Source organism: Streptomyces sp. NPDC044033 (genome assembly GCF_056434425.1).
Window position 1 is genome coordinate 38,975 of record NZ_JBWKFF010000003.1, and the last position, 23,939, is coordinate 62,913.

General features: G+C 72.5%; 22 protein-coding genes. 12 read left to right on the plus strand and 10 right to left on the minus strand.

Annotation, left to right across the window (positions count from 1 at the left end):
- Window positions 1–43: 43 nt before the first annotated feature.
- Window positions 44–1,018: a carbohydrate kinase family protein gene (locus AC07AB_RS07695; protein ID WP_478561721.1), complete on the minus strand. Its 975-nt coding sequence runs from the start codon at window positions 1,016–1,018 to the stop codon at window positions 44–46.
- A 190-nt stretch (window positions 1,019–1,208) separates the two neighbouring features.
- On the opposite strand from AC07AB_RS07695, the gene AC07AB_RS07700 reads away from it, so the two are divergent.
- Window positions 1,209–1,418 carry a hypothetical protein gene (locus AC07AB_RS07700; protein WP_478561724.1) on the plus strand — a complete coding sequence of 70 codons (210 nt, stop codon included), beginning with the start codon at window positions 1,209–1,211 and terminating at the stop codon, window positions 1,416–1,418.
- A gap of 100 nt (window positions 1,419–1,518) precedes the next feature.
- Window positions 1,519–3,276 (plus strand): hypothetical protein, encoded by a 1,758-nt coding sequence (locus AC07AB_RS07705; RefSeq protein ID WP_478561727.1) that lies wholly within the window; start codon window positions 1,519–1,521, stop codon window positions 3,274–3,276.
- A gap of 101 nt (window positions 3,277–3,377) precedes the next feature.
- On the opposite strand, the gene AC07AB_RS07710 is transcribed toward AC07AB_RS07705, so the two are convergent.
- Entirely contained in the window at window positions 3,378–3,731 is a 354-nt protein-coding gene (locus tag AC07AB_RS07710; protein WP_478561730.1) for a HesB/IscA family protein, read from the minus strand.
- 308 nt (window positions 3,732–4,039) lie between these two features.
- Between AC07AB_RS07710 and nadA the strand changes: the two genes are divergently transcribed.
- The 3 genes from nadA (at window position 4,040) to AC07AB_RS07725 (ending at window position 7,128) form a co-directional block, all read left to right on the plus strand.
- On the plus strand, window positions 4,040–5,218 hold the full coding sequence (gene nadA / locus AC07AB_RS07715) for a quinolinate synthase NadA (protein WP_478561733.1): 1,179 nt from the start codon (window positions 4,040–4,042) through the stop codon (window positions 5,216–5,218).
- A gap of 163 nt (window positions 5,219–5,381) precedes the next feature.
- Window positions 5,382–6,290 carry a hypothetical protein gene (locus AC07AB_RS07720; RefSeq protein ID WP_478561736.1) on the plus strand — a complete coding sequence of 303 codons (909 nt, stop codon included), beginning with the start codon at window positions 5,382–5,384 and terminating at the stop codon, window positions 6,288–6,290.
- Between the two features lie 103 nt (window positions 6,291–6,393).
- Entirely contained in the window at window positions 6,394–7,128 is a 735-nt protein-coding gene (locus tag AC07AB_RS07725) for a DUF4328 domain-containing protein (RefSeq protein WP_478561739.1), read from the plus strand.
- Between the two features lie 85 nt (window positions 7,129–7,213).
- Here the strand turns inward: AC07AB_RS07725 and AC07AB_RS07730 are convergent, their stop codons facing one another.
- From AC07AB_RS07730 to AC07AB_RS07755, 6 genes are all read right to left on the minus strand, one after another.
- Window positions 7,214–7,708, minus strand: coding sequence for a DUF2867 domain-containing protein (locus tag AC07AB_RS07730; protein WP_478561742.1), 495 nt, complete (start codon window positions 7,706–7,708; stop codon window positions 7,214–7,216).
- Window positions 7,709–7,862: 154 nt separating this feature from the next.
- The gene (locus AC07AB_RS07735; protein ID WP_478561745.1) at window positions 7,863–11,033 is read right to left on the minus strand and encodes an efflux RND transporter permease subunit; all 3,171 of its coding nucleotides are present in this window, start codon (window positions 11,031–11,033) and stop codon (window positions 7,863–7,865) included.
- 155 nt (window positions 11,034–11,188) lie between these two features.
- Window positions 11,189–11,872 (minus strand): response regulator, encoded by a 684-nt coding sequence (locus AC07AB_RS07740; protein WP_478561748.1) that lies wholly within the window; start codon window positions 11,870–11,872, stop codon window positions 11,189–11,191.
- Complete coding sequence (locus AC07AB_RS07745) at window positions 11,869–13,188, minus strand: sensor histidine kinase (RefSeq protein ID WP_478561751.1); 1,320 nt, start codon at window positions 13,186–13,188, stop codon at window positions 11,869–11,871. Before AC07AB_RS07745 ends, AC07AB_RS07740 begins: the two co-directional genes overlap by 4 nt.
- Before the next feature lie 123 nt (window positions 13,189–13,311).
- The gene (gene pspAA / locus AC07AB_RS07750; RefSeq protein ID WP_478561754.1) at window positions 13,312–13,590 is read right to left on the minus strand and encodes a PspA-associated protein PspAA; all 279 of its coding nucleotides are present in this window, start codon (window positions 13,588–13,590) and stop codon (window positions 13,312–13,314) included.
- A gap of 52 nt (window positions 13,591–13,642) precedes the next feature.
- Window positions 13,643–14,440 carry a PspA/IM30 family protein gene (locus tag AC07AB_RS07755; RefSeq protein ID WP_478561757.1) on the minus strand — a complete coding sequence of 266 codons (798 nt, stop codon included), beginning with the start codon at window positions 14,438–14,440 and terminating at the stop codon, window positions 13,643–13,645.
- Window positions 14,441–14,779: 339 nt separating this feature from the next.
- Here AC07AB_RS07755 and AC07AB_RS07760 point away from each other — a divergent pair, with 339 nt between their 5' ends.
- On the plus strand, window positions 14,780–15,376 hold the full coding sequence (locus AC07AB_RS07760; RefSeq protein WP_478561760.1) for a DUF3043 domain-containing protein: 597 nt from the start codon (window positions 14,780–14,782) through the stop codon (window positions 15,374–15,376).
- A 59-nt stretch (window positions 15,377–15,435) separates the two neighbouring features.
- On the plus strand, window positions 15,436–16,170 hold the full coding sequence (locus tag AC07AB_RS07765; RefSeq protein WP_478562614.1) for a class I SAM-dependent methyltransferase: 735 nt from the start codon (window positions 15,436–15,438) through the stop codon (window positions 16,168–16,170).
- A gap of 74 nt (window positions 16,171–16,244) precedes the next feature.
- On the opposite strand, the gene AC07AB_RS07770 is transcribed toward AC07AB_RS07765, so the two are convergent.
- Window positions 16,245–16,454 (minus strand): hypothetical protein, encoded by a 210-nt coding sequence (locus AC07AB_RS07770; protein ID WP_478561763.1) that lies wholly within the window; start codon window positions 16,452–16,454, stop codon window positions 16,245–16,247.
- Between the two features lie 157 nt (window positions 16,455–16,611).
- Here AC07AB_RS07770 and AC07AB_RS07775 point away from each other — a divergent pair, with 157 nt between their 5' ends.
- The 4 genes from AC07AB_RS07775 to AC07AB_RS07790 all read left to right on the plus strand — a co-directional run bounded on the left by AC07AB_RS07775 (window position 16,612) and on the right by AC07AB_RS07790 (window position 22,081).
- Window positions 16,612–17,814, plus strand: a complete 1,203-nt coding sequence (locus AC07AB_RS07775; protein WP_478561766.1) for a bifunctional adenosylcobinamide kinase/adenosylcobinamide-phosphate guanylyltransferase — start codon at window positions 16,612–16,614, stop codon at window positions 17,812–17,814.
- Between the two features lie 531 nt (window positions 17,815–18,345).
- Complete coding sequence (gene cobT / locus AC07AB_RS07780) at window positions 18,346–19,392, plus strand: nicotinate-nucleotide--dimethylbenzimidazole phosphoribosyltransferase (RefSeq protein ID WP_478561769.1); 1,047 nt, start codon at window positions 18,346–18,348, stop codon at window positions 19,390–19,392.
- A 62-nt stretch (window positions 19,393–19,454) separates the two neighbouring features.
- Window positions 19,455–21,221, plus strand: a complete 1,767-nt coding sequence (locus AC07AB_RS07785) for a phosphatidylglycerol lysyltransferase domain-containing protein (RefSeq protein ID WP_478561772.1) — start codon at window positions 19,455–19,457, stop codon at window positions 21,219–21,221.
- Window positions 21,218–22,081, plus strand: coding sequence for a hypothetical protein (locus tag AC07AB_RS07790; protein WP_478561775.1), 864 nt, complete (start codon window positions 21,218–21,220; stop codon window positions 22,079–22,081). Before AC07AB_RS07785 ends, AC07AB_RS07790 begins: the two co-directional genes overlap by 4 nt.
- Here the strand turns inward: AC07AB_RS07790 and AC07AB_RS07795 are convergent.
- Window positions 22,048–22,785: a hypothetical protein gene (locus AC07AB_RS07795; RefSeq protein ID WP_478561778.1), complete on the minus strand. Its 738-nt coding sequence runs from the start codon at window positions 22,783–22,785 to the stop codon at window positions 22,048–22,050. The genes AC07AB_RS07790 and AC07AB_RS07795 overlap by 34 nt on opposite strands.
- A gap of 68 nt (window positions 22,786–22,853) precedes the next feature.
- Between AC07AB_RS07795 and AC07AB_RS07800 the strand changes: the two genes are divergently transcribed.
- Window positions 22,854–23,654: an adenosylcobinamide-GDP ribazoletransferase gene (locus AC07AB_RS07800; protein WP_478561781.1), complete on the plus strand. Its 801-nt coding sequence runs from the start codon at window positions 22,854–22,856 to the stop codon at window positions 23,652–23,654.
- The last annotated feature ends 285 nt before the right edge of the window (window positions 23,655–23,939 follow it).

Genomic DNA, 23,939 nt, shown 5'->3' on the forward strand with positions numbered 1-23,939 from the left:
GGGGTCCCGCCCGGCGAGGACCGATTACCGAGAAGTCAGGACATCAGGCCAGGTGGGCCCGTACGTCGGCGGCGGCCTCCTCGCCGTACGCCTTGGTGAAGCGCTCCATGAAGTGGCCGCGGCGCAGCTCGTACTCCTGGGTGCCGAGCGTCTCGATGACGAGCGTGGCGAGCATGCAGCCCAGCTGGGCGGAGCGCTCCAGGGGCAGGTTCCAGGCGGTACCCGCGAGGAAGCCCGCGCGGAAGGCGTCGCCGACGCCGGTGGGGTCGACCTTCGCCTCCTCCTGCGCGCAGCCGACCTCGATGACGGGCTCGCCGACGCGCTCGATGCGCACCCCGTTGGCCCCCAGGGTGGTGACCCGGGTGTCGACCTTGGCCAGGATCTCGTCCGCCGTCCAGCCCGTCTTGGACTCGATGAGGGCCTTCTCGTACTCGTTGGTGAAGAGGTACGCGGCGCCCTCGACCAGGACCTTGATGTCCTCGCCGGCCATCCGCGCCAGCTGCTGGGAGGGGTCCGCGGCGAACGGGATGCCGCGCGAACGGCACTCCTGCGTGTGGCGCAGCATCGCCTCGGGGTCGTCCGCGCTGATGAGGACCAGGTCCAGACCGCCGACGCGGTCGGCGACGGGCTGCAGCTCGATCTGCCGGGCCTCGCTCATGGCGCCGGTGTAGAAGGACGCGATCTGATTGTGGTCGGTGTCCGTGGTGCAGACGAACCGCGCGGTGTGCAGCACGTCGGAGATGTGGACGGAGCCGGTGTCGACGCCGTGCCGGTCGAGCCAGGCGCGGTAGTCGGCGAAGTCCTCGCCGGCCGCGCCCACCATGACCGGGTTCAGCCCGAGCAGCCCCATGCCGTAGCAGATATTGGGCGCGACGCCGCCGCGGCGGACGTCGAGGTCGTCGACGAGGAAGGAGAGGGAGACCGTATGCAACTGGTCGGCGACCAGCTGATCGGCGAAGCGGCCGGGAAAGGTCATCAGATGGTCGGTGGCGATGGAGCCGGTGACAGCGATACGCACGACGGGTCTGCTCCTGCGGGGCGAAGGGGTGTGGGGTAAGCGAAAGAGAAGAAGGCGAAGAGAAGAACGCGTAGGGAAACGGGAAAACGGCCAGTCCAAGCTACCGGGTGGGGTTTCACCTTTCCGACCGGTCAAAACTACCCAATAGTAGGTCTTTCTTCGCAGGCCGGGTGGTGCATACGGTGCGGGTATGCCGAACTCTGTGAAGGCCGTCACATCTCCCGCCGGTGAACCCGAGTCGCTCGACGAGTTGCGGGGTGACTGCGCGCGGATGGCCCCGCACTGGGTGACCGCGGCGACGGCCGCTCCCGCACCCGTACCGCTCACGCGCATCCGCGGCATCACGGTGCCGCCGGCCTCCGCCCGACTGCTGGACGGGATGTCGGAGTACGGCGACTGATCGGCGGATGGAACCGTCCGCTCCCCCGCTCCGTCCAATTCCCGTCCCCCTCACGGGGGATGGGGCAGTACACATTGAGCGGAGTTGAAGGAGCGATGTTGTGAGCACCCAGGATCCCCCCGACAGCACGCCGCGGCGGCACCGGTCGCCGCTGGTGGTCGTATCGGTGGCGGCCGCGGTGCTGCTGGCCGGTGGCGGCGGCGCCTATTGGGCCGCGACCGCCGGTGACGGCGGTGGCTCGACCACGCCCGGCAAGAACGGCGCACCACCCCCTTTGGCACTCGACGGCTACGCACGCGGAGCCGCCCAGGACTCGCAGGACCAGCGGGGCTCGCAGGGCATCGCGCCCGGTGAGCCGGACCCGCACGGAAGCGCCCGCTACCGGGCGACCGGGAAGCTGCCGGACGGCCCCGAGTCGGCGCCGGTCTACCTCTCCCGGGACGACATCGGGCAGGAGCAGGTCGCCCGGCTGGCGAAGGCCCTGCACGTGCCCGGCACGCCGCGGCTCGACGGCGACACCTGGAAGGCGGGCGCCGCGCAGGGCCGGTCCGGGCCCTCGCTCCAGGTGAGCCGCAAGGGGCCGGGCAGTTGGTCGTACTCGCGGCACGGCACGCCGGGCGGCGCGCACTGCGAGCACCCGCCGGGCGCCCGGCCGGACATGGCGGGCCAGAACGGCGGCGTCACGGGCTCGGGCGTCTCCGGTACCAATGCTTCCGGTTCCAGTGATTCCGCTTCTGGCGGTTCCGGTTCCGACAGTTCCGCTTCTGGCGGCTCCGGTTCCGGCGGCTCCGGTTCCAGTTCCAGCGGTTCCGGTTCCGGTTCCGGGGCGAGCACCTGCCCGTCGTACCGCGACGGTTCGGGGGCGAAGGGCGGCGGCTCCAAGGCCGTCTCCGAGGCGGACGCGAAGCGCGCGGCGGAGCCCGTGCTGGACTCGGTCGGGCAGCGGGACGCGAAGCTGGACGCGCACCAGCTCTTCGGCGCGGTGCGGGTGGTGACGGCGGACCCGGTCCTGGGCGGCCTGCCCACGTACGGCTGGCAGACCAGCCTCCAGGTCGGCGCGGACGGGCAGCTGACCGGCGGCAGCGGGCAGTTGGCGAAGCCGGAGAAGACCGATTCCTATCCGGTGACCAGCGCGAGCGCCGCGCTCGGCGAGCTCAACAAGGGCGCCGGAAACGGCCACATCGGCACGGGAGGCTGCGCGTCGGCGGCGCCGCTCAACACGAGCTCCAAGAGCGACAAGAGCGAGAGCGACGAGAGCAAGGGCGGCAAGAGCGACGGCGGGGCTTCGACGCTCCCCTGCACCCCGAAGGCGAAGGCCGACCCGGTGGCCGTGCGCGGGGCGACGTTCGCCCTGGCGGCGCGGACCATCGCGGGGCGGCAGGCGCTGGTGCCCTCCTGGCTGTTCGCGACGCAGGTGCCGGGCACTCAGGGCAAGGAGAACACCTTCACGGTGGACCAGCCCGCCATCGACCCGAAGTTCATCAAGGAGCCGACGGCGTCCTCACAGCCGACCACGCCGTCGCAGCCGTCGAGTCCGGCCAAGTCCGGGGCGATGCGCGTCACCTCGTACAGCCTGGGCGCCAAGGACGGCAAGAACGGCAAGGGCGGTAAGGACGGTAAGGACGATAAGACACTGACGCTGCACTTCTGGGGCGGGGTGTGCAGTGACTACTCCGCGACCGCCCGGAACCAGTCGGCGCAGTCGGTCACGGTGGGGGTCACGGGCAAGGAGAAGCACCCGGGGCAGATGTGCGTGATGATGGCGAAGGGTTTCGATCAGACGGTGCACCTGGACAAGCCGCTGGACGACCGGAAGGTCGTGGACGCGGTGACGGGCCAGGCGGTGCCGGAGAAGTGAGAAGCGAGAGGTGACGCCGGCCCGACGGCGTGCGCATGACGAAGGCGGCGGTCCCGGTGGGACCGCCGCCTTCTGTCGTCCGTATCAGCCGGCCGGCCGGCTCAGCTGAAGGAGTCGCCGCAGGCACAGGAGCCCGTGGCGTTCGGGTTGTCGATCGTGAAGCCCTGCTTCTCGATGGTGTCGACGAAGTCGATGGAGGCGCCGCCCAGGTACGGGGCGCTCATCCGGTCGGTGATCACCTTCACGCCGTCGAAGTCCTTCACGACGTCGCCGTCGAGCGAACGCTCGTCGAAGAAGAGCTGATAGCGCAGGCCGGAGCAGCCGCCGGGCTGAACGGCGACGCGCAGCGCGAGGTCGTCGCGGCCTTCCTGTTCCAGCAAAGCCCTGACCTTCGACTCGGCGGCGCCCGACAGGATGATGCCGTCGCTCACGGTGGTCTCGTCCTGAACGCTCATCTGCTTCTCTCCCGGGTTGTTCGGACCGCTTGCCGTCGGATGCAACCTCCGGCGTCCCGGATTCATTCCGGGCCAAGCACTTCTCTCTCCGTTCATGCTCGCACACCACCCCTCTTACGGGCACGGGCCGCCGGGCGCCGATCTCCGGGGCGGCCCGCCCGGCGGCCGCCGGAGCCGCCTCCCGGCGCTCCCGACGGGGATGCGTCACATCGACACGAGGCCCATCGTCAAAGTGACGTGAAGCGGCTATGATAGATAATGTCAAATTGACGACAAGGCTGATTCGCGGAAGAGAAAGGGTGCGTGTCGTGACCACCGCCCAACCCCTGGATGTCCAGCCCACACCGCTGGCGCTACTGCTTCTGGGCCGCGAGGCCGATCCCCGGAGCGAGCGCGGCGTGGAGTGCCCCGGCGATCTGCCGGCGCCCTCCGACCCGGACCTGGTGGAGCGCGCCCGCGCGGCCAAGGCCCGGCTCGGGGACAAGGTCTTCGTCCTCGGCCACCACTACCAGCGCGACGAGGTCATCGAGTTCGCGGACGTCACCGGGGACTCCTTCAAGCTCGCGCGCGACGCGGCCGCCCGGCCCGATGCCGAGTACATCGTCTTCTGCGGCGTGCACTTCATGGCCGAGTCCGCCGACATCCTCACCGGCGACGGCCAGCAGGTCGTCCTGCCCGACCTGGCCGCGGGCTGCTCGATGGCGGACATGGCCACGGCCGAGCAGGTCGCCGAGTGCTGGGACGTCCTCACGGACGCGGGCGTGGCCGGGACCACCGTCCCCGTCTCGTACATGAACTCGTCCGCCGACATCAAGGCGTTCACCGGCAAGCACGGCGGTACGATCTGCACCTCCTCCAACGCGGAGCGCGCGCTGACGTGGGCCTTCGAGCAGGGCGAGAAGATCCTCTTCCTCCCCGACCAGCACCTCGGCCGCAACACCGCCGTGCGCGACCTGGGACTGTCGCTCGACGACTGCGTCCTGTACAACCCGCACAAGCCGGGCGGCGGGCTCACCGCCGAGGAGCTGCGGGCGGCCAAGGTGATCCTGTGGCGCGGGCACTGCTCGGTGCACGGCCGGTTCTCGCTGGAGTCCGTACGCGACGTGCGCGAGCGCATCCCCGGCGTCAACGTCCTGGTGCACCCCGAGTGCCGGCACGAGGTCGTGGCGGCGGCGGATCTCGTCGGCTCGACGGAGTACATCATCAAGGCCCTGGAGGCCGCCCCGGCCGGTTCGAAGTGGGCCATCGGCACGGAGCTCAACCTGGTGCGACGGCTCGCGAACCGCTTCGCGGCACAGGACAAGGAGATCGTCTTCCTCGACAAGACGGTCTGCTTCTGCTCGACGATGAACCGCATCGACCTGCCGCACCTGGTCTGGGCCCTGGAGTCCCTCGCGGACGGCAAGGTCGTCAACCGCATCGAGGTCGACCCGGAGGTCGCGGCCTTCTCGAAGCTGGCCCTGGAACGGATGCTGGCACTGCCGTAACGCCGCCGTACCACCGGCTGCCGCGGTGACGCCGGCGGCACAACGCCGGTACGTACGCCGGGCCGTGGAGCCCCGCGCCTCATGGCGAGAGGTGCGGGGCCCCGCGGGCGCCGGGCGTGCCGCGCGATGGTGTGGCCGCGGCGGCTCTGACAGGGTCACAGCCATGCCTGATCCCACACCTGCGCCAGACCCGGACCCCATACCCGTACCGGACACCACCGCCCTGAAGTGGTCCGAGGCCGAGCACGATGCCGACTCCGAGCGGCGCGACGCGCTGGACCAGCGCGAACTGGAGCGGCTGAGCGCCGTCGCCGCCGAGCTGAGCCGAGCGTCGGGGGCCGATCATCCCGGCGCCCTGGCGGCCCGGCACGACCTCGTCGGGTACGCGCATCAGCACGCCGGCAGCGTCGAGCACCTGCTCGGCCTCGCCGACCCGCTGGCCGCCGACTGCCTCCGGGTCCTGGGGCCCGACGACCAAGTGACCATCGCGGTACTGGCCGTTCAGGCGGTCGAGCGGCTGGACGAGTACGAGGGGGCGGCGGCGCGCGAGACGGTGGCGGCCTTGGCGTCGCTCGTGGAGCGGCAGACCCGGCTGCTGGGGCCCGGGCACCCGGAGACCCTCCGGCTGCGGCGCCGCCACGTCGACTGCGTCTGCCGCGCGTACAAGCTCACCCACCGCACCACCGGGCACGAGTCGCCCGGCGCGGACGGCCCCCGGCGGCTGCTGCGGCTGTGGGGCGAGCTGGTGGCCGACCATGTCGAGGCGCTGGGGGCCGATCACCCGGACACGTTCGCGTGCCGGGACGAAGAGGCCGCGGAGCACTGCGAGTTCGGCGAGCACGACGGCGAGGCCCGCTGCTACGCCGCGCTGGCCGCGGACCGGGCCCGCGCACTCGGCCCGTACCACCCGGACACCTTGGGGAGCCGGGAGTCCCACCTGACCAGTCTCACCGAGACCGGCAGGCCCGAAGAGGCCGCGGAGAGCGCCCGGGCGCGGCCGGGACTCGTGGCCGACTGCGTGCGGGCCCTGGGCCGTGACCACCGGATCACCCAATTCGCCCTGGAGTCATAGCCGGGAGGTAAATAATTGGATACTGCATGAAGTATGACGTACGTTCCTCCCCTGCACCCCGCCCCCGAGGGCGGTCTCTTCATCCCTTGGGGGGATCTCAGCCATGTCGCACTACCCCGTCGGCGCGCCTTCCGGCGCTCCCGTTCCGCGCTTCGCCGGCGGCCCGGCCCTCCGTTCGCCCGCCGGCCTCGCGACGGCCGTCACCGTGCTGCTCGGCCTGGTCGCCGTCTTCGACCTCTTCGCGGTCTACGCGGACTTCAACGTCCACTCGCTGCTGGACGGCGTTCTCTCCGCCACGGAGAGCGAGTTGAAGCGCGGCGACTCCCTGTACGAGCTGTCCGGCCGGCTGCAGGGGATCGGCACGACCGCCACCGCCGTGGTCTTCATCATCTGGTTCTACCGTGTCCGGGGAAACGCCGAGATCTTCACGCAGGACGTGTGCACCCTGGGCCACGGCTGGTCCATCGGCGGCTGGTTCGTCCCCATCGCCAACCTCTGGCTGCCCTTCCGCGTGGCCTCCGAGACCTGGCGGGCGAGCGCCCCGCAGACGCCGGACGGCGCGCTGCGCGAGGTCTCGCGCGCGCCTGTGCGGGCGTGGTGGGTGCTGTGGCTCCTGTCGCTGGCGGCGGGCAGGGTGTCCACCACCTTCTACAACCGGGCCGAGACGGCGGGCGAGCTTCAGCAGGCCGCGGCCACCATGATGTTCGCCGACCTGCTGGACCTCGCGGCGGCCGTGCTCGCGATCCTCTTCGTGCGGAAGCTGTCGCGGATGCAGCAGGAGCGGGCGGAACTCGGTACGTTCACCGCGGTGCTGCCGGGCGGGCCGAAGATCGTCTGACGCGGGGACCGGGGCCCGCCGGCGCGGTTCCGCCGAGCGGACCGATGAGCGGGCCGCCGAGCGTCTGAAGGCGGGTCCGAGCCCGTCAGCGCGGTTCCGCCGGACGCGCCGCCGCTCGCCTGAGCAGGTACGGGACGACCCTGCGGTGGGTCAGCGCGGCGAGCGACCAGATCGAGCGGGCCGCCCGATGCTCGTACCGGACGAAGGTGGTGAGCACCACCCGGGCGCCCTCGGCCCGCAGCACGAGGCGAGCGGTCATGAGCGCCGAGGTCACCTCCAGGACGATCACGTCCGTCGCCATCGTCACGATCCGCCAGCCGAGCACATGCGTGGGGGCGGGGCGCGGCCCGAGCCGCAGGCCCAGCACCGACCGCCAGCCGGTGACCAGGTACCAGCGCACCAGGCCCGGGGCGCCCTCGAAGACGGATCTCGCCCACTGTTCCGGCGACCGCGGGAGCAGCGACGAGCCGCCCGTGGTGACCGCGACGGCCTCCGCCCAGTCGTCCGCCGCGAGCCCGCCGACGCCCCGTGCCGCGTCGGCGACCTCGACCCGGCCCGTGTGTAGTGTCGCTGCTGCCAAAACGACCCCCTGCTCGATCTGCTGAATCTGCTCGGCGTGGGTACGCGACGAGGCTACCCGCGCTGTCGCGCGTACCCCCGCAGCGCGCCGGGACACGGCGAAGGAGCCCCCACGGCCGCAATGGCCGTGGGGGCTCCGTGCGCAGGAGACCGGGTCAGACGCCCGCCGGCTCCGGCGTGCGGTCGTCGTCGCTCCGCGCGGGGGCGCCGTTCCGCTCGCCGCGCTTGGCGGCCTTCTTCTCGGCCCGCCGTTCCTTGCGCAGCTCGACCATCGTGTACAGCGTCGGTACGAGCAGCAGCGTGAGCAGCGTCGAGGTGACCAGGCCGCCGATGACGACCACGGCCAGCGGCTGGGAGATGAAGCCGCCCTGGCCGGTGACGCCCAGCGCCATCGGAAGCAGCGCGAAGATCGTCGCCAGGGCGGTCATCAGGATCGGGCGCAGCCGGTGCCGGCCGCCCTCGACGACCGCCTGGACGACCGGGAGTCCCTGTCTGCGGTACTGGTTGATCAGGTCGATCAGCACGATCGCGTTGGTGACCACGATGCCGATGAGCATCAGCATGCCGATCATCGCCGGGACGCCCATCGGGGTGCCGGTGACGACCAGCAGTCCGATCGCGCCGGTCGCCGCGAACGGGATGGAGACCAGCAGGATCAGCGGCTGGATCAGCGAGCGGAACGTCGCGACCAGCACCATGAAGACGATCGCGATGGCCGCGAGCATGGCCAGGCCCAGCTTGGCGAAGGCGTCGTTCTGGTCCGAGGAGACACCGCCGATGTCGACGGTCGCGCCCTTGGGCAGCGTCTTCTTCAGCTTTTCGATCTTGCTCTGGAGGGCGGCGGTGACCGCGCCGGTGTTGTCGCCGGTCGGCTTGGCGGTGATCGTCGCCGCCCGCGCGCCGTCGATGCGGGTCATCTGGACCGGGCCGGGCACGGTCTTGACGTCCGCGATGTCGCCGAGCCGCACCTTGCCGGCCGGGGAGCCGAGCTGGAGGTTCTTCAGCTGGTCCAGGGTGGTCGCCGGGTGGGCCGACTTCACGACGACGTCGCGCTCGGTGTCGTCGAGCACCGCCTTGCTGCCGGTGGTGGTGCCGCGTACCGCCTGCGCCACGGCCTGGCCCAGGCTCGTCTCGGTGAAGCCCGCCTCGGCGGCCTTGTCATTGCCCTTGACGGAGATGCGGGGCACGCTCTGCGAGAGGTCGCTGCGGACCTCGGTGACGTGGTCGAGGCCCGCGACCGCGGAACGCACGCTCTCCGACGCCGACTTGAGGGTCGCCGCGTCGGGCGCCTTGACCACGACGCTCAGGTCCTGGTCGCCGAAGCCGCCGCCCGCCGAGACGGTGGTGCGGCCGATGCCGTCGAGCTTCTTGAGGCCGGCGCGGATGGTGTCCGTGACGGCGTCCGCCTTGCCGGAGTCCTTCAGCTTGACCTCGTACGAAGCCTGGTTGGCGCCCGTACCGCCGCCGAAGGCCGCCATGATGCCGGACGAGCCGACGGTGACCTGGTAGTCCTTGACACCGGCGACGCCGTCGAGCAGCTTCTCGACCTTCTTCGACGCCGCGTCGGCCGCCTCCAGGCTGGTGCCGGGGGTGAGTTCCTGCTTGACGGAGAGGCTGTCCTGCTCGCCGCCGTCGATGAAGTTGGTCTTCAGCAGCGGGGCCATGCCGAACGTGGCGACCAGCACCAGGACGGCGATCACCAGGCTGGTGACGCGGCGCCTGGTCGCGAAGCCCAGCACCGGCACGTACAGCCGCTGGAGCCGGCCGCGGGTCTCCTTCTCCTCGGCCTCGCGCCGCAGTTCCTCCGGGTCGACGCCTTCGCCGGCCTTCGGAGCACGAAGGAACCAGTACGACAGCACCGGCACGACGGTCAGCGACACCAGCAGCGAGGCCAGCAGCGCCACCGAGACGGTCAGCGAGAACGACCCGAAGAGGGCGCCCACCATGCCGCCGACCAGGCCGATCGGCAGGAAGACCGCGACCGTGGTGAGGGTGGAGGCGGTGACGGCGCCGGAGACCTCGCGGACCGCCGTCAGGATCGCCTGCTGGCGCTCCTCGCCGTAGGACAGATGGCGCTTGATGTTCTCCAGGACCACGATCGAGTCGTCGACGACACGGCCGATGGCGATCGTGAGGGCGCCCAGGGTGAGCATGTTGAGCGACAGGTCCCGGGTCCACAGCACGATCAGCGTGAGCAGCACGGACAGCGGGATGGAGATCGCCGTGACCAGCGTGGAGCGCAGCGAGGCGAGGAAGACCAGGATCACCACGACGGCGAAGAGGAGGCCGAGCAGGCCCTCCGTCGTCAGGCCGTCGATGGACTTGGAGACTGCCGGGCCCTGGTCGCTGACGACCGTCAGCTCGGCGTCGGAGCCGAGGTCCGCGCGGAGCTGCGGCAGCTTGTCCTTGACGGCGTCGGAGATCGCGACGGCGCTGCCGTCGTGGTCCATGGTGATGGTGATGCCGAGGCTGGGCTTGCCGTCGGTGCGCGTGATGGAGGTGGGGGCCGCCGACTGCTGCTTGACGGTGGCGATGTCACCGACGCGGACCGGCTTGGCGCCCTTGGCGTCGCCGCCGGGCGCGGCCGCCGGGTTCACCCGCAGGTCCTCGATCTGCTTGAGCGAGGTGAAGCCGCCGCCCACCTGGACGGTCCGGCTCTTGCCGCCCTCGGAGAACGCGCCGGCCGGCACGGACGCGCCGTTCGCCTCCAGCGCCTGCCCGAGCGCGGCGGCGGACAGCCCGGCCGCGGCGAGCTTCGCGTCGTCGGGGGTGACCGCGACGACGCGCTCCCGCACGCCGTCCACGTTGACCTGGCCGACGCCGTCGATGTTCTTGAGCACCGGTACGACGCCGCGGTCCAGCTTGTCGGCCAGCGCCTGCTGGTCCTGGGCCGAGGAGGCCGCGAGCACGACGGTCGGGATGTCGTCGGTGGAGCCCGCGATGACCTGCGGGTCGACGTCCTTGGGAAGCTGCGAGGAGGACCGGTTCACGGCCTGCTGGACGTTGGCGACGAGCTTGTCGGAGCCGTTGCCGTAGTCGAACTTGGCCATGATGACGGCCGAGCCCTCGCTGGCGGTGGAGGTGACACCGGTGATGCCGTCGACCGCCTTGATGCTGTTCTCCAGCGGCTCGACGACCTGCTTCTCGACCACGTCCGGGGACGCGCCCTGATACGGCGCGATCACCGACACCATGGGCAGGTCGATGGACGGCAGCAACTGCTGCTTCAGCTGCGGGATGGCGATGGCCCCGAACACGACGGCGACTATCGCCATCAGAGCTATCAGTCCCCGCTGTACGAGGCTGATTCTGGACAGCCAGGACATGGGTTAACGCTCTCTCTTCTGTTTGCTGAGCGGATCGGCGGGGGCGCGGCAGCGGCCCACCTCTACGATCGCCCGTGCCCCGGTACGAATTCCTCGCTCGCAGGTCGATTCTCGTCCCGGGCGTGTACCGCAGCCGCAGTACGCGCCCCTAGGGGTCACTCCACCCTTGGGCGTACAAGTCCGGTTTCGTAGGCGATGACCACCAATTGGGCCCGGTCGCGGGCGCCCAGTTTGGCCATCGCCCGGTTCACGTGGGTCTTGACGGTCAGCGGGCTGACCTCAAGCCGCTCGCCGATCTCGTCGTTGGAGTGGCCGCCCGCGACCTGCACCAGCACCTCGCGCTCGCGCCCGGTGAGCGCGGCCAGCCGCTCCGCCTGGTAGCCGCGGGACGCCTCGTCCGCGCCGTCGCTCTGGGCGAGGAACGTGGCGATCAGCCCCTTGGTCGCCACCGGGGACAGCAGCGCCTCGCCCGCCGCCGCGATGCGGATCGCGGCCAGCAGCTCCTCGGGCTCGGCGCCCTTGCCGAGGAAGCCCGAGGCGCCGGCGCGCAGCGACTGCACGACGTACTCGTCGATCTCGAAGGTGGTCAGCATGACCACGCGTACGTGCTCCAGCTCGGGGTCGGAGCAGATCGCGCGGGTGGCGGCGAAGCCGTCCGTGCCGGGCATCCGGATGTCCATCAGGACGATGTCGGCGCCCTTGGCGCGGGCCAGTTCGACGGCCTGCGCGCCGTCGGACGCCTCCCCGACCACTTCCATGTCCGGTTCGGAGTCCACCAGCACCCGGAACGCGCTGCGGAGCAGCGCCTGGTCGTCCGCGAGCAGCACCTTGATCGTCATGCGTCCCCTCCCGTACGCGCTTGCAGCGGCAGTTCGACGCGCACCGCGAAGCCGGGGCCGCCGTCCGGGCCGGGTCCCGCCTCGCAGGTGCCGCCGAGTGCGACCGCACGCTCGCGCATCCCGATCAGACCGTGTCCGCCCGTGCCGGCGCCGGTGTCCGTACCCGTGCCCGTACTGCCCGTACGGTCCGGCGGTGGTCCGTCGCCATTGTCGCGGACGGTCAGGAGCAGGGACGCGCGGCCCCGCAGGATGCCGACCTCGGCGGTGGCCGCCGGGCCCGCGTGCTTGTGGACGTTGGTGAGCGCTTCTTGAAGCACGCGGTAGGCCGTCAGGTCGACGGCCACGGGCAGCGGCCCGACGACGGCCGCGGCCTCGGCGGCGCTCTCGCCCACCCGGGGCCGGCCGGGGGCGGCGGGCTCCGTGGCGGCCGCCGCGACCAGGACGCGCAGCCCCACCCGGGCGAAGCCGTCGACGAGCTGGTCCAGGACGCCGAGGCCGGGGGCCGGTTCGGTGGGGGCCGCCGGGTCGCCGTGCTGGCGCAGCAGGCCGACCGTGGCGCGCAGTTCGTCGAGCGCGGAGCGGCTGGCCTCGCGGACGTGCGCGAGGGCCTGCTTGGCCTGGTCGGGGCGGCTGTCCATGACGTGCGAGGCCACCCCGGCCTGGACGTTGACGAGCGCGATGTGGTGGGCGACGACGTCGTGGAGTTCGCGGGCGATGCGCAGCCGTTCTTCGGCGACGCGGCGGCGGGCCTCCTCGTCGCGGGTCCGCTCGGCCCGTACGGCGCGCTCCTGGATCTCGGCGACGAAGGCGCGGCGGCTGCGCACGGCGTCGCCCGCGGCGGCGGCCAGCGCGGTCCAGGCGAAGACCCCGAAGTTCTCCTGCGCGTACCAGGGGCGGACGCCGAAGGCCATGACGGCGGCGGTGAGGACGCCGACGGCGAGGGCCGCGATCCGCCAGGCGACGGTGCGGCCCATGCCGGAGGCGACGGTGTAGAGCGCGATGACGACGGCCACGGTCACCTGGCCGTGCGGCTTGTCGTCCCGGGTGGCGACGACTTCGATCACGGTCAGGAGGAGAGTCGCGGCGAGGACGGCGCGCGGAGCCCGGCGGCGCAGCACGAGCGCGCCGCAGGCGAGGGTGGTGAACAGCACGAAGACGAGGCCCAGCGGGAAGCGCCGGGCGTGCGGTCCGGCGGCCGTGCCGAGCAGGGCGGTGGCGAGGGCGAGGGCGGCCAGCAGGGTGTCCGCGGCCAGCGGGTGCGCGCTCAGCCACTGTCGGGCCCGGCAGAGGCCCGGGGCCGTGGCGAGGGGGGTCACGCGTCAAACGTAAGGGGTGCCGCGCGGGTGCCCGTACCACTCGCGCCCCCGTCCCTCGGTGAGGGCGGGGGCGCGAGCGGTGCTGGAGTTTTCTTGTGCGGCCGTCGTCCGGCGCGGCCGGGCTCAGCCCGGGATGAGGCCGTCGTCACTGAGCATGTCGCGGACCTCGGTCAAGGTGGCGTCCTGGGCGGGGAGGATCAGCTCGGACGGTTCCAGGCTGTCCTCGGCGAGCGGCTCACCCAGTTTCCGCACCGCGTCGAGCAGTGCGGCCAGGGTGCGCCGGAAGCCTTCCTCGTCGCCGCTCTCGATCTCGGCGAGCAGCGCGTCGTCCAGCACGTTCAACTCGGTGAAGTGGCTGTCGGCCAGCTTCACCTGCCCCTCCCCCATGATCCGTACGATCACGTCGGTCTCCCTTGTTCAGGTGCTCAGAGGATCTCGAAGAGGCTTATCCCGGCTACTGCTTGTCGAAGCGCGGCGTGTCCTGCGGCTGGGCCGACTGGCCCTGCCCGGCGGCGCCGCCCTCGATGGCCTGCTTGCCGGCGCCGCTGCCGCCCGCCAGCTCGGCCTTCATCCGCTGGAGCTCCAGCTCCACGTCGGTGCCGCCGGAGAGGCGGTCCAGCTCCGCGGTGATGTCGTCCTTGGCGGTGCCGGTCGGGTCGTCGAGCGCGCCCGAGGCGAGCAGCTCGTCGATGGCGCCGGCCCTGGCCTGCATCTGCTGGGTCTTGTCCTCGGCCCGCTGGATGGCCATGCCGACGTCGCCCATCTCCTCGGAGATGCCGGAGAACGCCTCCCCGATGCGGGTCTGGGCCTGGGCCGCGGTGTACGTGGCCTTGATGGTCTCCTTCTTGGTGCGGAAGGCGTCGACCTTGGCCTGGAGCCGCTGAGCGGCGAGGGTGAGCTTCTCCTCCTCGCCCTGCAGCGTGGTGTGCTGCGTCTCCAGGTCGGTGACCTGCTGCTGCAATGCGGCGCGACGCGACAGCGCCTCGCGCGCCAGGTCCTCGCGACCCAGCGCGAGGGCCTTGCGGCCCTGGTCCTCCAGCTTGGAGGACTGACCCTGCAACTGATTCAGCTGCAACTCCAGGCGCTTGCGGGAGGTCGCCACGTCGGCGACGCCGCGGCGCACCTTCTGCAGCAGTTCCAGCTGCTTCTGGTAGGAGTAATCGAGGGTCTCGCGCGGATCCTCGGCCCGGTCCAGGGCCTTGTTGGCCTTGGCGCGGAAAATCATCCCCATACGCTTCATGACACCGCTCATGGGCCTCGCGCGCCCCCTTCTGACGGACTACGGACTCCAGCTTTTACAAGACCCCACAGTACGGGCCCTGCATCCATTACCGCACTGTTCAGCCCTCGATGCGCTCCTCCTACAGGACGATCACAAGGTCGCCGCTCTCCGGCCCAAGGAGTAGGCGGGTGTCAGGGGGAGTGCGAAATGACCGGAACGCGAAGGGCGAACGCGGGGAGGGCGGAGGGAATCGTGCCGCTATATCCGCTTTCGACGCGATTCTCGGAGCACGAGGCGCGGCCGCCCGTTGTCGGATCGTTCCCCTCGGGACTGGGGTCCATGCACCCGCACCACGTACCCTTGGGTTTTGTGTTCCGAAGCCACTCGAAGGATGAGCAGGCCGCCGCCGCCAAGGTGACCGCGGACCGGCCCCAGCAGACCCGTGACCCGCAGGCGCCCAAGGGCCGCCCGACCCCCAAGCGCAGCGAGGCCAGCTCGCAGCGCCGCAGCATGGCCAGTACGCCGGCCAACCGCAAGGACGCCATGAAGCGTCAGAAGTCGGCGCGGCGTACGGACCTGGCGAAGCAGCGCGAGGCCCTCGCCAATGGGGACGAGCGGTATCTGCCGGCCCGCGACAAGGGCCCGGTCCGCCGCTTCGCCCGCGACTACGTGGACTCGCGGTTCACCGTGGCGGAGTACTTCCTGCCGCTCGCGGTGGTCATCCTGGTGCTCAGCATGATCAACCGCGGCGCCTTCCAGACGTACGTGCTGCTGCTGTGGATGATCGTGATCCTGCTGATCGTGGTCAACTCGGTGATCACCGCGGTCGGCCTCAAGCGCGGCCTGCGCGCCCGCTTCCCGAACGAGAACGCGCGCGGCGCCGTGCCGTACGCCCTGATGCGTACGCTCCAGATGCGCCGGCTGCGGCTGCCGAAGCCGAAGGTCAAGCGCGGGGAGAAGCCCTGAGCGCGGCCTCGGCCGGATTCTCGGGCGGCGCGGCGGGCTGGCTGAACGGGCTCGGCGGACTGCGGAACACCGTCCGCCAGGAGCTGGTGGCCCGCCAGATCGACGAGCAGGTGGCCGCCCGCTACCCCGTGGGGCAGCGGCTGGGCGTGCTCGACGTCGGCCTCGGCCAGGGCACCCAGGCGCTGCGGCTGGCCCGCGCCGGACACAACGTGACCGGCCTGGAGTCCGACCCGCGGATGGCCGCGACGGTCCGTGAGGCGCTCGCCGCCGAGCCCGAGGGCATCCGCGAGCGGGTCCGGATCGTCGAGGGCGACGGCCGGGACGCGGGCGCGCACTTCCAGCCCGGCGCCTTCGACATCATCCTGTGCCACGGCGTGCTGATGTACGTGGACGAGCCGGGTCCGATGCTCGCCGGGCTGGCCCGGGTGCTCGCGCCCGGCGGGCTGCTCTCCCTGCTCGTGCGGAACGCCGACGCGCTGGCGATGCGCCCCGGTCTGGCCGGGGACTTCGACACGGCCCTCACCGCCTTCGACTCCCCCGCGTACACCAACCGGCTCGGGCTCAAGGTCCGCGCCGACCGGCTGGAGGCGCTGACGGCCACGCTGACGGGGATCGGCGCTCCGCTGCACACCTGGTACGGCGTGCGGGTCTTCAGCGACCAGGCCGCCGACGACGAGGCGCCGCCCGCGGGCGAGGCGCTGGACCGGCTGATCGCGGCCGAGGACAAGGCCGGGCGCACCGACCCGTACCGGTCGGTCGCGGCGCTGCTCCACCTGTGCGGCGTGCGGGGCTGACGAGGCCCCTTCGCGTGTACGGGCGCCCGCCGCCTTCGCGTGTACGGGCGCCCGGCACGCGGGCGGGGCCGGTGTCAGCCCTCGTTGGCGTGCAGGCTCATCGGCCCGTAGATCTGCGTGCCGTCCTCGAACAGCGTCACCTGGTCGGCGCCGCCGTCCAGGATCTCCTTCCACACCTCGCCGATCCAGGATTCCGCGTCCCCCTGCGTGGAGAACTCCTCCGGCTCCACCGCGGGAGCGATCTCCGCCCCGTCGGACTTCTCGAACCGCCACGTCCAGGCCATGTCCGCCTCCTGAGTCCCGAATACCTGCTGCGCACGTACTGTCCTGCTGCGCACGTACTGTGCAGCGCAGCCTAACGGTCGGTGAACAGGGCCCGTAAAGCCCCGCAAAGGGCGAGCCCCGCGCGCCCGGGGGCGCGGGACGCGAGACGATCGGGGGGTGGAACTCACTCTCCTCGGCACCGGGGCCCCCGACGGACTGCCGCGCCCCGGATGCCCGTGCGCGACCTGTGCCACGGCGGTCGGCGACGCGGCACGGGCCGCGACGGCGCTGCTCGTCGACGGCGCGCTGCTGCTGGACATGACCCCCGGCCCGGCCTTCGCGGCGGCCCGCGCCGGGCACTCGATCGCCGGGGTGCGGCAGGTGCTGCTCTCGCACCCGCACGACGGCCCGGCCGTGGAGTTCCCGGCCGGGCTGCCCGCGCCGGGCCGGGTGGCGGACGGCCGGGAGCTGGCGCTGATCAGCGGCCATCGGGTGCGGGCGGCCGCCCTGGACACGCCGGGCACCGGGTACGAGGTGACCGGGCCGGAGGGCGAGCGGCTGCTGTACCTGCCGCCGGGCACGGCCGCGGCCGGGCTGGCGCCGGACGGCGTCCGGGACCCGTACGACATGGTGCTGCTGGACGTGGTGGGGCGGCCCGACGCGCTGGCCCGGCTGCGGGCGGTGGGCGCGGTGTCCGCCACCACGGACGTCATCGCCGTGCATCTCGGCCACGAGGTGCCGCCCGGCGACGAGCTGCGCCGGCGGCTGGCGGCGGCGGGCGCGCGGGCGGTGCCCGACGGCACGACGCTGCTGGTCGGCGAGTACCACGCGGTGCCGGATCTGCCCCGGCGCACGCTGGTGCTGGGCGGGGCGCGGTCCGGCAAGTCGGTCGAGGCGGAACGGCGGCTGGAGGCGTTCCCGGACGTCCTGTACGTCGCCACCGGCGGCACCCGCGACGGCGACCAGGAGTGGGCCGAACGGGTCTCGTCGCACCGGGAGCGGCGGCCGGCCTCCTGGCGCACGGCGGAGACCTGCGACCTGGCGCCGCTCCTCGACGCGGAGGGCCCGCCGCTGCTCGTCGACTGCCTCGCGCTGTGGCTGACGGACGCCATGGACTCCGTCGGCGCCTGGGACGAGGCGACGTGGGCGGACGGCGGCGCGCGGGCGCTGCGCAAGCGGGTGGACGACCTGGTGGCGGCCGTACGGGCGACCCGGCGCACGGTGGTCGCGGTGAGCAACGAGGTGGGCTCGGGGGTGGTGCCGGCGACTCCAGCGGGGCGCCGCTTCCGCGACGAGCTGGGCCGGCTGAACGCGCGCATCGCGGCGGAGTGCGAGCACGTACTCCTGGTGGTGGCCGGCCAGGCGATGGCGCTGCGCTGAGCCGGGGGCCCGCCGGGGCGCGCGTCTCCGGCTCGGGGGCCGCCCCGGGCTGCCAGGGTGGTCCGAGAGGCGCACGGGACCGCCGGTGCGGCGGACGCGGGCGGGCACCGGGCCCGGTCCGGTGCCGCGCGGTTGCCCGGGGAGCAGGAGCGGCACGGGCTCCTTCAGCACGGCGAATGTGGCCGGGCACCCGGTCCGGTCCGGCGGCGCGCGGTTGCCCAGGGAGCCGGAGCGGCACGGGCTCCGACAGCACGGCGGATGCGGGCGGGCGCCCGGTCCGGTCCGGTGCCGCACGCCCGTCGGCGCGGCGGGGCCCGGCCCGGGTCGCTGCCGCGTGGGTGCGAGGCCCGGACGTACCGCTGCCGCGTGGGTGCGGGGCCCGGACGTACCGCGTACGTCCCCGCCGCGAAGGCGCTCGCACCCCGCATCGGGGAGCACTCGGCGAAGCCCTCGGAACGGCCGGGCCGGCGGCGGGCGACCGGCTTGTTCCCCAGGGGACTGGCTCCTTCATCTGCGGGTAGTGTTCTGCGGATGAGCGGCCTGAATCTCGATGACTTCGCGACCCTGATCGAGCGCCCCGACTCCGGCGTACGCCGGGACGCCGAGGAGCACCGCGAGCGGCTCGTACCCGCGCCCGGCGCGCTGGGGCGGCTCGACGAGCTCGGCGAGTGGCTCGCCGCCGCCCAGGGCTCGGTTCCGGTGAAGCCCGTCGAGCGGCCGCGGCTGCTGCTCTTCGCCGGTGACCACGGGGTCGCCGGGCTCGGGGTGTCCTCCGGTCCGGCCGAGGGCGCGCGGGCGCTCGTACGGGCCGTGCTGGACGGCGAGAGCGCCTCGGCGGTGCTGGCGCGCCGGTGCGGCGCTCAGGTCCGGGTCGTCGACATGTCCCTGGACTGCGACCCGGCCGACCTGCCCGAGGACGTGACGCGCCACCGGGTGCGGCGCGGTTCGGGCCGTATCGACATCGAGGACGCGCTCACCGCGGACGAGGCGGAGCGGGCCTTCCGCGCCGGGATGGCCGTCGCCGACGAGGAGGCCGACTCCGGCACCGACCTCGTCGTGCTCGGCGACCTGAGCGTGGGCGGGACCACCGCGGCCGGCACGCTGATCGCCGCGCTGTGCGGCACCGACGCCTCCGTGGTGACCGGCCGCGGCGGCGCCGGCATCGACGACCTGGCGTGGATGCGCAAGTGCGCGGCGATCCGGGACGGGCTGCGCCGGGCCCGGCCGGTCCTCGGCGACCAGCTGGAGCTGCTGGCCACGACCGGCGGCGCGGACCTCGCCGCGATCACCGGTTTCCTGCTGCAGAGCGCCGTGAGACGGCTGCCGGTGATCCTCGACGGCGTCGTCTCGGCCGCGTGCGCACTGGTGGCGCAGCGTGTCGCGTTCCGGGCGCCGGACTGGTGGCTGGCCGGTCAGGCGAGCGGCGAGCCGGCCCAGGCGAAAGCTTTGGACCGAATGGCACTCAACCCTTTGCTCGATCATGGCGTCTGTGTAGGCGAGGGGACAGGGGCGCTGCTCGCTCTGCCATTGGTTCAGGCGGCGGCGGCCCTGGCAGCGGAGCTCCCCGTGCGCGCCTGATGCCCTCGCGTCACCCGCGCCGGAACTCTCGTCGCACATGACGCCCCATATGATCACTTTTCATGGGAGAAGTCCGCTTGACTCCGGATGAGGGCACCCGTCACGGCATCTGGCCGCGGCGAGCTGCCGGCTTCGCGGTTTGGTACCTGCGCGCCGTTACGTTCGTCAACCTCCTCAGCGCGGTGTGGCTGTCCTTCGGGGCCGACATCCGCCGGCACAACGTCGAGGAGTTCTTCACCCCGTACCTGGCGACAGCGGGCTTCGCATCGGCGCTCTTCTCGCTGTTCATGGCCATCACGCTGCGGCGGCGCAAGCGCGCGGCGTGGATACTCAACCTGGTGCTGGCCGGGGCCACGGCCGCGCTCTTCTTGTTCGCCATGTGCTTCCGCGAGTTCAACCGGCACGGCCTGAACTGGTTCTCGACGGTGCTCACGGTGCTGTTCGTGGTCTCGCTCCTGGTGGGCCGCCGCGAGTTCTACGCCAAGGGCGACCGCGCCAACCCGAAGCTGGCGGCGGCCGTCGCCCTCGGCGGGCTGCTCGTCACCTCGCTGATCGCCGCGCTGCTGGTCACCCTCACCAACGACGCGCACGACGGCGGCAGGGCCACCTTCCTGGACCGCTGGCGCTACGGCGTGATGCGGCTGATCTCGCTGGCCAGCGACGAGTCCCGGTACACCGGCATCTCCGCCCCCAGCTGGGTCAACGTCGTCATCAACGTGATGAGCACGGTCCTGCTGCTCGTCGTGTTGTACGCGGCCTTCCGCTCGCGCCGTGCCACCGACCCCATCACCCCCGACGACGAGGCGAAGCTCCGCGCCCTGCTGGACAAGCACGGCGACCGCGACTCCCTCGGCTACTTCGCGCTGCGCCGCGAGAAGAGCGTCATCTGGTCCCCCACCGGCAAGGCCGCCGTCACCTACCGCGTGCTCGGCGGGGTCTCACTGGCCTCCGGCGACCCGATCGGCGACCCCGAGGCCTGGCCCGGCGCCATCGACCCCTGGCTCACCGAGGCCCGCGAGCACGGCTGGATCCCGGCCGTGATGGGCGCGAGCGAGGAGGGCGGCACCATCTACGCGCGGCACGGCATGGACGCCCTCGAACTCGGCGACGAGGCGATCGTGGAGACCGACGAGTTCACCCTCGACGGGCGGGCGATGCGGACCGTGCGCCAGGCGTACAACCGGGTGAAGCGCGCCGGGTACACGGTGCGCATCCGGCGGCACGAGGACATCCCCGAGGAGGAGATGACCGACCTGCTGCGGCACGCCGACGACTGGCGCGACGGCGCCACCGAGCGCGGCTTCTCGATGGCGCTCGGCCGGCTCGGCGACCCCGGCGACGGCCGCTGCGCGATGCTCGAATGCCACGACGGAGACGGTCGGCTGCGCGCCCTGCTCAGCTTTGTGCCCTGGGGGCCCAAGGGCCTCTCGCTCGACCTGATGCGCCGCGACCGGGAGTCCGAGAACGGCCTGATGGAGTTCATGGTCATCGAGATGATGCAGCGCTCCCGGGAGGTCGGGGTGGAGCAGGTCTCGCTGAACTTCGCGATGTTCCGGTCCGTCTTCGAGCGCGGCTCCAAGCTCGGCGCGGGACCCGTGCTGCGGATGTGGCGCTCGCTGCTGACCTTCTTCTCCCGCTGGTGGCAGATCGAGTCGCTGTACCGCGCCAACGCGAAGTACCGGCCCATCTGGGAGCCCCGGTTCATGCTGTTCGAGAAGAGCAGCGACCTGCTGCGCATCGGCATCGCCAGCGGCCGGGCCGAGGGCTTCCTCGAAGCGCCCGGCCTGCCGAAGTGGCTGAACCGCAAGCACCTGGAGAGCAAGCGATGAACCGTGCGGCGCTGCTACGCGCCGCACGTTCCGAGTGGGGCCCCCTCCTGGGGACCGTACGCGGAGTGCTGATCCGCGGGAGACTGCGGGCCATCCCCATGACCGTCGCCGCGGTCTGCCTCACCTCGGTCCTCCAGATCATCCAGAACCAGCCCTGGGGCTTCGAGCCGATCCAGCGGATCGGCTCGGTCCAGGCCCAGCTGCCGTGGTGGCTGGCGCTGCTGCGCACCCCGCTGTCGCTGTTCGTACCCGCCCTCGACCTGCCCATGTGGGGCGCGCTCGCCCAGCTCCTCATCGCGTTCGGCGTCGCGGAGATCTGCCTGGGCAGGAAGCGCACGCTGGCCATCGCCTACCTCGCCACGCTCGCCGGGACGATGTACGCGCGACTCGCCATCCGCATCGGCCCCGACTCCGTCTTCGGCCTGCCGGCGCACGCCGCCAAGGTCATCGACACCGGCCCGTCCGCCGCCGTGGTCGGGATCGCGGTGTACGTGACCTGGCGCTACCGGGCCTGGTTCACCTGCGCCGCGGTGATCGCGGCCATGACCGCGGAGGCGCTCGTCAAGCCGAACCTGGCGGGCAAGGAGCACCTGGCGGCCATCACCGCGATGCTCGCGGTGTGCGTGCTCGACGAGCTGCGCAGGCGGCGCAAGCCGCGGGACCTGTACCGGGTCCAGGGGCCGGTGGCCCGCGGGGGGTCGCCGGGCGGCGGCGACCGCGGGCGGAGTTTAGAGCACCGACCCCGGCCGCCGGAGGCTCCCGACCGGCCCCCGACCGCGCACGGGCAGGGCAGGGAAGAGCGCGTCCCGCTGCCCGACGCCTGCGGTCAGGGATCCGGGGCCCCCGCGACCAGATCCTGAACACGGCGGCGCAGCGCCTGCCAGCGCGCGTCGTGCCGGTACGCCCGTACCCGCGCCTTGCGCCGGGCCCGCGGCCGGCGGCGGTAGCAGCGCCGCGCCCAGGGCGAGCCGGGCCGGGCGAGCCGCACCGCCCCGATGATCGCCACGAACGGCACCACCACCCCGATCACCGCTATCCGCGGCTTCCCCTTCGCCAGGGCGAACAGCGCGATCGCGAAGTTGAGCAGCACATTCGTCGTCACGAGGCCGCGGCTGCGCAGCTCCTGCGGCGTCAGCGCGTCGACCCCGAACGGCGAGAAGCCCGCCAGCATCAGCGTGACCAGCGCGGCCGTCAGCACCACGACCTCGACACTCTTGCGCCCCTGCTCGCTCCAGTACACGTCGTCCAGGTGCAGTACGAGCGCGAACTCGTCCAGCACCAGCCCCGCGCCCGCCCCGAAGAGCACGGCGGTCACCGCGGTCCCGAAGCCGTGCCGGCCGCCGGCCACCGCGCCGAAGCCGCCGACCACCATGAGCACGATGCCGGGCACCACGTGGTGGATGTGCAGACCGCCCGGCCGGATGTTGCGGAAGGGGCCCTTGCCCGCCCGGATCAGACGGGTGATCACCCGGGTCACCAGGAACGTCAGGACGAACGAGCCCAGCGCCAGCAGGAGCGGCAGCTTGCCCGGCTCGACGATGTTGCGACTCATCCACTGACCCATGACCGACGCTCCCGAATCTGCCCGCTAGGGGAAACCTAGCGCCCCTGACGTCGGATAACCTGCGCGCGATGACCGACACCTCCCCCGCCCGCGCCTCCCTCGGCGACGCCCTGCGCTTCGCCTTCGGCACCCTGAGCGTGCTGCCCGTACGCCTCACCCGGTGGGACCGCCCGGCGGCCCGCGGCGGGATGCTGGCCGCGCCGCTCGTGGGGCTGGCGGCCGGGCTCTGCGCGGCGGCGGCCGGCGGGGTCCTGCTGCTCCTGGGCGCCGGCCCGCTGCTCGCCGCGGTCGCCACCGTCGCCGTGCCGGCGGTGCTCACCCGGGGACTGCACCTCGACGGGCTCGCGGACGTGGCCGACGGGCTGGGCAGCGGCAAGCCCGCCGAGGACGCGTTGCGCATCATGAAGCAGTCGGACATCGGCCCCTTCGGGGTCCTGACCCTCGTCTTCGTCCTGTTCGGCCAGGTCGCCGCCGTGTACGAGCTGTACGGGGCGGGCTGGGCGCGCGGCGCCCTCGCCGTGACGGTCGCGGCGGTCGCGGCCCGTACGGCGCTGACCCTCGCCTCCCGCGCGGGTGTGCCCGCGGCACGGCCGGAGGGGCTGGGGGCGGCGGTCGCCGGGGCGGTGCCGGTGCGCTCGGCGGCGCTGACGACGGCCGCCGTCGCGGTCGCCTGCGCGGCGGCGGGCGCCGCCTTCGGCCCGTACACCGCCGCCCGCTGCGCGGCGGCCCTGCTGCTGTCCCTGGCCGGCGCGGAACTGATGCTCCGTCACTGCCGGGGCCGGTTCGGCGGCGTGACGGGCGATGTCTTCGGCACTCTCGCCGAAACGGCGGCGACCACGGCGCTGATCGCGCTCACGCTGGGCTGGTGACCAGCTCCCTCACGAGCCACCACCCGCACCGATCAGCCCGCCCGCGCCCCCACAACCACCACCCGCCCCACCCAGCCCGTCCGGCGCTTGAGGACACCCCCCGCCCACACTCTCGCGGCGCCCCGGCCCGGGGACCGGAGTGGCGAAGTGTCCCCGCCGGGCACGGCCTTGCCAGGGCCTGGAGTTAGGCTCGCGGCAAGCGCCGAGCGGCCCGCGCCCGACCGGCGGAAGACCGCCGCATACGATGCCCGGGGCGCGGCCGGCCCATCCACCGGCCGGCCGAAC

Coding starts and splice junctions, on each gene's coding strand:
- AC07AB_RS07770 (WP_478561763.1), bottom strand. CDS start 16,454: ATGGCCTGGACGTGGCGGTTCGAGAAGTCCGACGGGGCGGAGATCGCT.
- cobT (WP_478561769.1), top strand. CDS start 18,346: ATGAGCGGCCTGAATCTCGATGACTTCGCGACCCTGATCGAGCGCCCC.
- AC07AB_RS07725 (WP_478561739.1), top strand. CDS start 6,394: ATGTCGCACTACCCCGTCGGCGCGCCTTCCGGCGCTCCCGTTCCGCGC.
- AC07AB_RS07700 (WP_478561724.1), top strand. CDS start 1,209: ATGCCGAACTCTGTGAAGGCCGTCACATCTCCCGCCGGTGAACCCGAG.
- AC07AB_RS07790 (WP_478561775.1), top strand. CDS start 21,218: ATGAACCGTGCGGCGCTGCTACGCGCCGCACGTTCCGAGTGGGGCCCC.
- AC07AB_RS07740 (WP_478561748.1), bottom strand. CDS start 11,872: ATGACGATCAAGGTGCTGCTCGCGGACGACCAGGCGCTGCTCCGCAGC.
- AC07AB_RS07785 (WP_478561772.1), top strand. CDS start 19,455: ATGGGAGAAGTCCGCTTGACTCCGGATGAGGGCACCCGTCACGGCATC.
- AC07AB_RS07720 (WP_478561736.1), top strand. CDS start 5,382: ATGCCTGATCCCACACCTGCGCCAGACCCGGACCCCATACCCGTACCG.
- AC07AB_RS07795 (WP_478561778.1), bottom strand. CDS start 22,785: ATGGGTCAGTGGATGAGTCGCAACATCGTCGAGCCGGGCAAGCTGCCG.
- AC07AB_RS07755 (WP_478561757.1), bottom strand. CDS start 14,440: ATGAGCGGTGTCATGAAGCGTATGGGGATGATTTTCCGCGCCAAGGCC.
- AC07AB_RS07800 (WP_478561781.1), top strand. CDS start 22,854: ATGACCGACACCTCCCCCGCCCGCGCCTCCCTCGGCGACGCCCTGCGC.
- AC07AB_RS07735 (WP_478561745.1), bottom strand. CDS start 11,033: ATGTCCTGGCTGTCCAGAATCAGCCTCGTACAGCGGGGACTGATAGCT.
- AC07AB_RS07710 (WP_478561730.1), bottom strand. CDS start 3,731: ATGAGCGTTCAGGACGAGACCACCGTGAGCGACGGCATCATCCTGTCG.